This is a genomic window from Chitinophaga sp., assembly GCF_036569125.1.
In the GTDB taxonomy this organism is placed as follows: domain Bacteria; phylum Bacteroidota; class Bacteroidia; order Chitinophagales; family Chitinophagaceae; genus Chitinophaga.
In genome coordinates, this window is sequence record NZ_DATCRF010000169.1 from 1 (window position 1) to 10,136 (window position 10,136).

Here is a 10,136-nt window from a genome sequence, read left to right on the forward strand (position 1 = left end):
ATCTACGAGCTTATTATCAAAAGTTTCCCGGTTGCCTAAACCGCCCATATCCAGCTCCACCCCATCGGCGCCAATATCTTTGGTAAGCTGAAATGCGCCCAGCTTCTGCCTTTTCAGGATCATCCAGTCGCACACGGATATTTTATAACGCTGATCTGTACTGGCAGCTGTGGTAGCGGCCCAGGCGAATTGCCGGTGTAGTAACCCTGCCGTAAGGGCGAGGGAAGTATTGAGAAGGAAGTGACGACGATGCATTTTTAGTTATGAATTATTCAATTACGAATTACGAATTGGGTTTACACTCTGAATTGTTATTCACATAACGGCTAATAGAATTAGCTCAATTATTTGATCACGAATTATCAATTACAAATTCCGGTCAGCATTTAATAATGCGAACACCATAAATGCGAACTACTCAATTCGTAATTCGTAATTGAATAATTCGTAATTCACTTCGGCCATTGGCCATTTTTAATCTCTGTAAGCTGTAATTGCTTAGGATCTATTTTCACATATTTGATGCGTTCCCGGCGCCAGGTGTACACGATGTGAATAGCGCCATCCTTTGCGCAGATCACAGAAGGATAGGAATACTGGCTGATGGGTGAATCTTCCAGCACCAGCGCGGCATTCCATATCTTACCATCTTTAGATACAGCTACGTTCAACGGTGTGCGCGGGCCTTTGGGCTTACCATCCGGTGGCAGCACATGATTATATACCAGCAGCTGCCGGCCATCCTTCATGGTTACTGCATCTGTACCGGAATTATTATTCGGCAGATCAGCAGGCGCTAAGGCAGACCAGCTGCGGCCGTTATCTGTTGACCATGATTCCAGGATCGCGCGGTTCTTGCTTCTGCAAAGGATCTGCAGCCTGCCATCTTTGTAAAACAGCACGCTGGGTTGTATGGCGTTGTAAGTTTTTCCATCATTGATAGGGCCTATCTTTTCCCAGGTATTACCATTGTCTTTTGTGAGCTCAAAGTGTACTTTCCAGCCATCACCTTCTGTACTGGACGCGCAGAGCAAAGTACCATCGCTTAACAATACCGGCTTGTTTTTAACAGGCCCTAAATAACCATCGGGTAAGGCTTTGGGAGCCGACCAGGTAGTACCGCCATCCTTTGAGCTGATCATCCAGCCCTTCCATTGCGCTACTTTAGGACCTATTTTATAGAATAATAACAGATCGCCGCCGGGCACCTGGTATAATACCGGGTTCCAGCAGGCATAGCGGGTAGTGTCGTTCTTTTTACCATCAGCTACTTCCACCGGCGCTGTCCACTTACTGCTGGCGGTTGCTTTATGGCTTACCCAGATGCTTACATCCGGTTTGCCTTCTTTAGTACCGCCAAACCAGGCTGCTACAAGGCCCTTCGGGGTTTCTGCAATGGTGGCCGCGTGGCAGGATGGGAAGGATGCTTTTTCAAAAATAAATTCGTCTGTTACGATCCCTTCTTTAAAAGTACGCGGCTTACCTGTTTGGCCCTGGCTGCTGAGCGCTGCGAGTAATAGAAACCCGGCGCAAAAAATACGTTTATACATCATAGTTATTTACTGCTTTCAAATTCATAATTCCCGGAGCCTACCTCAAACACGGCCCGGTTACCTTCCATACGCAGCCACTTTACACCGGCTGCTCTGGTAGCCGCCTTACCACTTTCCTTTACCTGTGCAGCAGCTGCAGCAGGTATATATACTAATGCGGTTGTATTACCTGGTACAGAAATATTCCAGGTAAACGTACCGTTCGTGTTCTTCCACTCGCTTTTGATAACACCGTGAATGGATTGATAGGAGGCATTCACTGTTTGCAAGCCTTCCGGCAAAACCGGCTGCATAATAACCTGCTTAAAGCCCGGAGCTGCTGTGCTGCTGCGGATACCGGCCAGGTCTTCATAATACCAGATCAGCAGATCACCCAGCAGCATTACATGGTTATGGGAGTTCATGGCAGGATTGGCCGTATCGCCATTCCAGAGCTCCCAGATAGTGGTGGCGCCACGGTCTATCATATATCCCCAGCTGGGATAATCGCGGTTAGCAGCAATGTGAAAGGCCAGCTCCGGCTTACCCCAGCGGCTTAAACCGCGCATAAGCCATTGCGTGCCTATTACCCCGGTGCTGATATGCCCCTTATATTCCTGCTCTATCTTATTTACAATATTGTTAAACACCTGCTTTTCAGCTGCAGCGGGCGTTATTCCGAAATACAATGGCAATAAGTTAGCGGTTACTGTATTGTTGCTGTATTGCGCCGTAAGCGGGTTAAAGAATTTCTTGTTAAAGGCTGTGCGGATGTGCACACACAAGTCTGCAAATGCCTGTGCATCCTGCGGTTTATGCAGCACTTTTGCAAAACGCTGCATTAAAAATAACAGGCGGTAATAATAAGCGGTGGCCAGTAAGGTACCATCCGTATTGCGGGTAGAGTCCCTGGAATGAATGAGCTGTAATGACTCCGGCGGCACACACCAATCACCATATTTATCTTTAGTGATGATGTAATCTTTCATGTACTTAGCGCGCATATAGGCCAGCCACTTTTTCATGGTATCATAATGTTTGACAATAGCACGCTGATCGCCAAACTGCCCATACAACATATCCGCCACCAGGATGTAGGTGCCCGGCCAGGTAACATTATCACTGTAATAGCGCCAGTAGGCCGGCGCTACATCCGGTATGGCGCCTTCCGGCGTTTGTGATTCCTCAATATCATCCAGCCATTTGGCATATAATTTTGCATTGTCAAACAGGTAAGCTTCTCCATAGGCGCCGGTAGCACGGTCGCCCAGCCAGGGCATCCGTTCATTACGCTGCGGGCAATCCAGCGGCATGCCTTTGTAATTGCTGCGAATGCCCTGGTAAGCGTTATTAAAGATCTGGTTCAGTGTAGTGTCGGAGGAGGTGAAGGTACCGGTGGTGCTGATATTATCATAGATCACCTGCCCTTCAAAATCCTGTACAGTAGGCATGCCGGGGTAATTGCTGATCTCCGCATACCGGAAGCCATGATATACAAATGCCGGATGCCAGGTTTCTGTACCCTCCCCTTTTAGTGTATAGATGTCTGTTACTTTTGCATCGCGCAGGTTAGCGGTGTAAAGGGAGCCATCCGGCTGCAGGGTTTCTGCAAAACGAAGTGTAACATGAGTACCCCGCGGGCCTTTTACTTTCATTTGCAGCCAGCCAGCCATGTTCTGCCCCATATCCAAAATATATACACCAGGCTTTAATTCCTTTATGGACCTGGGATGCAAGGTTTCCATCACCTGCATCTTTTCATTCAGCTGTGCCCTTATTGCACCACCAGGGGCTTGTACCAGTTCCGGCTGCATCCAGGCATGATCATCAAAGCGGGCAGTATTCCAGCCGGGAATTTCTTTGGTGGCATCATACTCCTCACCATCGTATTCATTATTGGTGCGGATGGGGCCATCGGTAGTTACCTTCCAGGATGCATCGCTGGTAATAGTTTCGCGGGCGCCGTTGGTATATTCAATTTCCAGCTGCAGCAGCATTTTAGGATAACCAAATGTGCGGATCTTCTGAGGCTTATAAGCCTGGCGCATGGTAAAGAAACGGCCATTGCCCAATATAGTTCCTATTGCATTATCGCCCTGCTGCAAAGCGGCCGTTACATCATACGTATTGTACAATACGCTTTTGGTATAGTCTGTGGGCGCGGGCGCTAATACCTGGTTACCGATGCGCTGCCCGTTCAGGTACAGCTCATACCAGCCTAAGCCGGCTATATAGGCCGTGGCTCTTTTGACAGATGGCTTTACCGTAAATGTTTTACGGAAGTAACGGGCCGATAAACGGGAGAATTTACTTTGCGCGCTGTCCCATGGAAATGCACGATCCATCCCGATCCAGCCGGCCTGCCAGTCCTTTGCGGATAACAGCGCCATGCTCCATTGTGCCGGTGCGCTCCACTCGCTCATACCCTGGTTGGTCCAGGTTCTTACTTTCCAGTAACAAATGGTTCTGCTCGGTAAAGGAGCGCCTGCATACACTACTTGTACGGATTGATCGCTGCTTACCTTACCGGAGTTCCACAGATCGCCTTCATTAGCCGCCAGCTTTTCTGCAGATGACGCTACCAGCACCTGGTAAGCAGTTTGTAATACATTGCGCTGCGCACTGCTGATCTCCCAGCTCAGGCGGGGTGCTGTAACATCAATGCCTACCGGGTTGGATAACATTTCGCAACGCAGGTTCTGTAGCTGTACGTTAGCAGTGGCCGGACCTGCAGCGTAAAAAATAACTGTTAGTATGAAAACAAAGTAGCGCATTAATTGATGGCTGCTGTTTTTAATGACCTGATATAAAAAGCGGCCTGCTCATCCGGCTCACCGGCATGGGGCAGGTCGTAGGTTTGTGCGGCAGGCGTATCTGCATTAGGCTCATGCCGTGGCATACCGGTGCGGAACACAATACGGCTCACATTCTGCACGGGTGCAAACGTAAGCTGGTTCAAAGCATCCTTACCGTTAATATTCACCGTATAAAAACGGGTGTAAGTATTTAACGTGATGCGGATATTATAGGTAGCACCTGCTTCGTATTTCATAATGTTCTTGAACTTTGCGCCGGACTTTGCCCGTAGCACACCATCCGGCTCAAACATCAGCCGTACGCAGCCGCTGCCTTTAGCATCCTGCAGCTCAACATGCAGCAGGCCCTTATTATTTTGTGCCGGTGTTATGGAAAACTCCACTGCTGTTTTTTGTGTTTCGGGAAACAGGTGTTCTGCTTTGGCATAGTCGTAGGGGTCCTTGTCTTTCAGCGCCAGCACAGGGCCGTCCGGTGTTTGTTCCATTTTCACCGGCGCCCAGCAGGGACTGTAAATATTCCATAAATCCAGCGCGGTATCCGGCCGCATTTCTTTAAACACATCATTTACCTGCTCTGTTGCTTTCTCCATTACCGGCACCTTCACGCGGGATACCCAGATATCTTCCTTACTCATGCTATAGGTAACCCAGAGATTACCATCCGGCGGTGTACCATTTTTTTCTGTGATACCCCGGATGTATTGCGGTCCGTAATCTTTGAAATTGCCGTGGTAACGCAGGGGAGAAATTTCACCATGCACCAGCAGCATATTCGTGTATTCCAGGCCGTTATTGCTTAAGGAAATAGCCAGGGGCCAGCGGTATTCTGAGGGATTGTATACCGTGGCATAACGGCCATCAGCAGTACGCTGCCCCCAGATCTTGGCATTGGCATTTACAAAACCCGGCGCCCTTACTGCAGATGCAGGCCAGGTTTTTCCTTCATCCGTACTAATAGCAGTAAGCGCATTTTTCCACAGCCCCACTACCCTGCCATCCGGCAAATGGTAATAGCTTAATGCCTTGTATTGTTTTTTGAGCGGGATAAGCGGATCATTGCGGTCAGCTTCCTCATTCCACTGCTGCGTTACAAGCGGATCGGCCAGCAGCTCATTACAGGCTTCCACAAAACCCTTATCCTTACTGCTGGTGTAATAGGGATAAGAAGTGTTCTTTGCATTCCAGGCAGGGTTATAATGAATGAAATAAACCGGGCCATAGCTACCATCGGCCAGTATTTCCCGCACTACGCGGCCAATACCCTTTCCATCATTTGGATCATCATCTATATCCAGGCAAAAACCGTAAAAGGCCAATGCCAGCAAACGCTTTTTCTTAGAGGTATAAAATCCCATACGCTGGTGCATCACGGCATATAAATTATGCGCTACACCCGGGTGGCCTTCTTTGGTAGTGCCATCCGGCACTTTATACCGCGGAAAGATCACCTCCGGTTTGCTCCAGCTGTAACCGTCTTTGGATGTGGTTAATAAAGTTTGGCCTGGAGGTATATGCTCGCCAATGCTGTCGCTTAAATATTCCAGGTAAAATTTGTTGTTCCAGTATGCCAGCATGGGCGCATGGTTGTATGTCCAGCCGGCGCCTTCCGCCATTTCAGGATGCTCACGGTTGGCGCGCAGCACCTGTATGTTATGTACGCCCATGGCCGGACTTAGCTGCCCGTGGTGGTAATCGATGTTCACACGGGTTTGGCCGGTATAACGTACCGTGTCCTGGGCGGTGGTTGTGAGAGCGAGGAATAAGAGTGGAATAGTATACAGGAGTTTTCCGTTCATGGTTTAATTTTTATGTGTGCCACACCTTTGAGGTGTGGCACACGTTTAATGCAACGCATCTAATACCTCTTCCTTTACTTTTAAAATAGTACCGTGCTTATGCCCTTCCGGCACCGACACATCACCGGATATATCTGTGAATGTTTTGAAATCAGCTGTTTTAACTGCGCCATATTCTTTGTCGCGGTAGGCATCAAAATAGATCAGCCAGTTCTGACCGGCTTTTACCACGGCAGGACCTTCTGTAAAAGAGGGTGTAAATGCTTTTGATACATTTTTGTACGGGCCTAAAGCCTGCGTGCTGAATGCTACCTTAATATCTCTTTCCGGACGGGTATTGTCTTTTAAGATCAGCACATATTTACCTGCTGCCTGCTCTGTGATCACACAGTCAATTACGCTGAAACCCGGGTCCAGGAATAATTTAGCCGGAGTAAAGGTTTTAAAATCCTTTGTGGTGGTATAATACATGCGATGGTTATTATCCTCATCCTCCTGCCCTTTGGGAAAACGGCGCGGAATGGTGGATGCCCAGATAATAATATACTGGCTGGTTGCCTTATCATAGAACAGTTCCGGCGCCCATACATTTACGGTTGTGGGCTCTTTTTCCATTACGTTAATGGCGCGCTGCTCCGACCAATGCACCAGGTCTTTGGAGCTGGCGTAACCAAATCCTTTATCTCCTTTCCAGCCGCTGGTCCATACCAGGTGAAAGGTACCATCTACCCCCTGGATCATAGAAGGGTCGCGCATTAATTTCTTTTCACCTACCTGTGGCTGCAGGAAGGAGCGGCCCAGATCCAGCCAGTGGTAAGCATCATAGCTGTATAGCAGGTGCAGTCCGTCTGTAGCAGGCTCCCGGAAAGAGGTGAATAAATACACTTCTTTACCGGGTATATAGGTATCCAGTATTAATACCCAGTCGTTCCCATCTTTTTGCTCACCCGGCGGGTCAAAAGTGTTAACGCCTTTGTTCGGGTATTTACCAATAATGGTTACGGTTCCATTGCGCGGATTATACCAGGATGCCTTTACCGTGTCACCTGCGATCTTACCCATGTTCACCGGTATGTTGCGGCCATTATACGTATAAATAAATGCATACTGCTGCCCACGGGTGGCCAGCAAACGGTTATAGCGGCTTCCCTGCCCGCTGGCGATCAATGACTGGTCCGGCACCCTTTCAAAATAAGGGCGTGATAACAGCAGGCTTTTCAGATATACCATTTGCTGCGCACCGGGATCGTTCATGGCGTTAGTCCATACTTCACGTACGCCGTAAGCGCCGTTGCTGTCAGTGGGCTTGTGCATTTGCATTACAGCGTTATGCCCGTATGTATAACCGGCGGCACCGGCAAAAACAGACCAGTAACCATAACGGCGCACATCACTGTCGGTCCAGCGGGGCTGCAGGCTGTCGTGCAAGCCATGCGGAATGCCTTCGTAAGAAGGCTCTCCATCCAATGTTGGTTTTGCCGGTGCAAGACGGTAATCTGTTACAATGTATTTCCAGTTATCTTCTCCATAGCGCATGTCTTCTGCGCTGGTATCCTGTGCATAAGTACGGTGGCCGGACTGCATCATGTTAAACTGCAGCCAGCTCTCTTTATGAAACCAGGTGGAGGATTGCATGCGCCCCCTGGGATGATAGGTAACCAGGTGCGCGGTATCTTCGGCATGCAGGGTGCTACCAATGGTGTTCCATACCTGTATGTGATCGCTTCCCTTTATATCACCGCCATTCAGCCAGATGATGTTGGGCCTGTTCTTATAACGTGCAGCTAACCAGGCTGCATAGGTTTTTGCCTGCTGCTCACTTACATGCCCCGCTTTTACATTAGAGCCCCATACCGGCACCAGCGCCATGTACAGGCCTTTTTCCGCTGCTTTATCAACAATATAATCTACATGATCCCAGAAATCATATTGCGCAGTATCCGAAAAAGTATTGCCAGGGGTTGTTTTAGGGGCGGCTACATTTTTGTTGATCAGGGCACTGTCGCCATAGGCATTTACCTGGCCCAGGCTGTGCACCACCATTACCTGTATCACATTAAACCCTTTCTGACGGCGGTTTTCCAGGTAGGTATCCGCTTCTTCACGGGTAAGCTTATTAAACAGCAGCCAGCCGGTATCGCCTAACCAGAAAAAGGGCGCGCCACCGGCAGTTGTAAAATACCGGCCATTGGCTGAGATCTGCAGCGGGGCTACCCGCTTCATTTGCGCCTGCACAACGCCGGTGATCATTAATAATGTTATGGAGAGTATAAAACCGATCTTTTGCATGATTTCCGTTTATGTTTTATTTACTGCTTACCCAAACTACCACGGGGCCTGCGCCCGGGTTTTGTAAGCTGAGTTCTTTGCCGCCTGCCTGTTCTTCTGTTTTCAGCAGCCGCCCGTCCTTAGGATCAATCCAGTGAATGCTGCAGGTACCGGTGGCTTTGCTCAGATCCAGCTGTATGGGACCGGATGCGTTGCTGTAAACAATATATGCTTTACCGTTAGTGAGTGTGAACCGGGCTGCAGTGCTTTCAACAGGATGCATGGTGGCAGCTGCTTCCAGGAAGCCCTTATCCCCTATTACCGGGATGCCCGCCAAAGAGCCACCGGCCATAAAAGCGGCCCAGGCAAATTCATCGTATGCGCTGCCGGCATATACCACGGCTTTTTCCGGGTATTTATTGCGGTATTCGCTTACGGCCCGGTATACCTGCTCAAAAGTGCTTTTCTTAGGTTTCAGCAGGCGGGCATGCTGGCGTGGCGCCAGGTTCTTGCCTCCTAAGGGAGCATAGGCGCTGCCATCCGGCTGGTAGTGCCACTGGCGTATATCTATTACTGTTATAAGCTTTGAACGTACCGGATCGGCCAGTATAGCATCCTGCACATCTTTGGTGGTGCTAAGGCCAATGGTCACTTTTTTACCGGTTTCTTTTTCCCAGGCCAGGATGGTATCTATCCAGAACTGAACAAAGGCCAAAGGCCCGGTAAATTCCGCTCCAATGAAATGGATCACCCCTGTATTGCCGGCAAAGCTCTCCATGCATTTGCGGATGTAAGCCTGGTGCAGCTTGCGGCGTACCGGGTTGCTTACATCATAGAACTGCTCCGCCATAAAAATGCGTTTATCACCTGCATAGGGAGGCGGTTCCGGAAAACCGGTATGATTGATATTGTTGGCGCTGCGCCAGGGAAAATCCGCATAGTGTGCACCGGCTTCAATAATGTTATGCTGAAAATAATCCTGGTGCACCAGCACTAATCCCTGCTGGTCGGCCAGGTTGGCAAACTGTTTCAGGCGCAGCCAGTACCATGCATTGTATTTGGTAAGATCATACTGGCTCAGGCCATCCCAGGCGGTTCCCTGCCCGCTGCGGGCAAAAGGCAGCTCGTAAAAGGGAGGCCATACTTCGCCATCCATACGGCGTATGCGTTCATGATCATCACGCCGGCGATCATACCACAACCCATAATTATGTTCCAGGGATACAATGTGCTTCTCCTTCATCCATTGTGCTACTTCCTGCAGATCATCTGTAAGGCCGGCACCAATGCGGCCGGGTACAAAGCGGGTTACATCGGGTTTGGATTCTTTAATACCATCGGGCCGTACATCGCCCCGCCACCAGGGTACTTCAAAATGCGCCCCGGTTAATACGGCATTGCCGCGCAGCAGCCAGCCATTACTTACATGCATGGGAGCAGCCGGTGCAGGCGCTGCTGGCTTCGTATAGCCTACCTCGTTAATGGTTTTAACACCGGTTGCTTCTGTAGTAACAGGATTGCGGGTTGATGCCACATCTATCCAGTCAGTCAGCTGTGGCAGCGGTTTAAGAGACGCCCGGGTCAATGCAGCTGCCTGCTCCACACTAGGGCTGCTGGAAGCTTCTGATTCCACCGGCATCAGCTGCGCCTGCTGTTTAACGTCTTTGCCTAAACGATCGGCCAGCTGTGCATAATACAAGCTGCGGGGCGGGATGTGTTCATTG

The 10,136-nt window shown here is 49.6% G+C and carries 5 protein-coding genes and 1 pseudogene; all 6 read right to left on the reverse strand.

Going from position 1 to position 10,136, the window contains the following annotated elements:
- A pseudogene (locus VIM87_RS06120) lies at nt 1-255 on the reverse strand (sugar phosphate isomerase/epimerase); the annotation flags it as partial.
- A 197-nt stretch (nt 256-452) separates the two neighbouring features.
- A complete protein-coding gene (locus tag VIM87_RS06125; RefSeq protein WP_331996123.1) occupies nt 453-1,553 on the reverse strand; it encodes a sialidase family protein in 1,101 nt (366 codons plus the stop codon).
- Nucleotides 1,554-1,555: 2 nt separating this feature from the next.
- Entirely contained in the window at nt 1,556-4,306 is a 2,751-nt protein-coding gene (locus VIM87_RS06130) for a glycoside hydrolase family 78 protein (protein ID WP_331996124.1), read from the reverse strand.
- Nucleotides 4,306-6,144, reverse strand: coding sequence for a six-hairpin glycosidase (locus VIM87_RS06135; RefSeq protein ID WP_331996125.1), 1,839 nt, complete (start codon nt 6,142-6,144; stop codon nt 4,306-4,308). Before VIM87_RS06135 ends, VIM87_RS06130 begins: the two co-directional genes overlap by 1 nt.
- 45 nt (nt 6,145-6,189) lie before the next feature.
- Nucleotides 6,190-8,433 carry a DUF4038 domain-containing protein gene (locus VIM87_RS06140; RefSeq protein ID WP_331996126.1) on the reverse strand — a complete coding sequence of 748 codons (2,244 nt, stop codon included), beginning with the start codon at nt 8,431-8,433 and terminating at the stop codon, nt 6,190-6,192.
- Nucleotides 8,434-8,449: 16 nt separating this feature from the next.
- Nucleotides 8,450-10,136 (reverse strand): DUF6298 domain-containing protein (locus tag VIM87_RS06145; protein WP_331996127.1); only part of this gene is annotated, 1,687 nt, incomplete at its 5' end.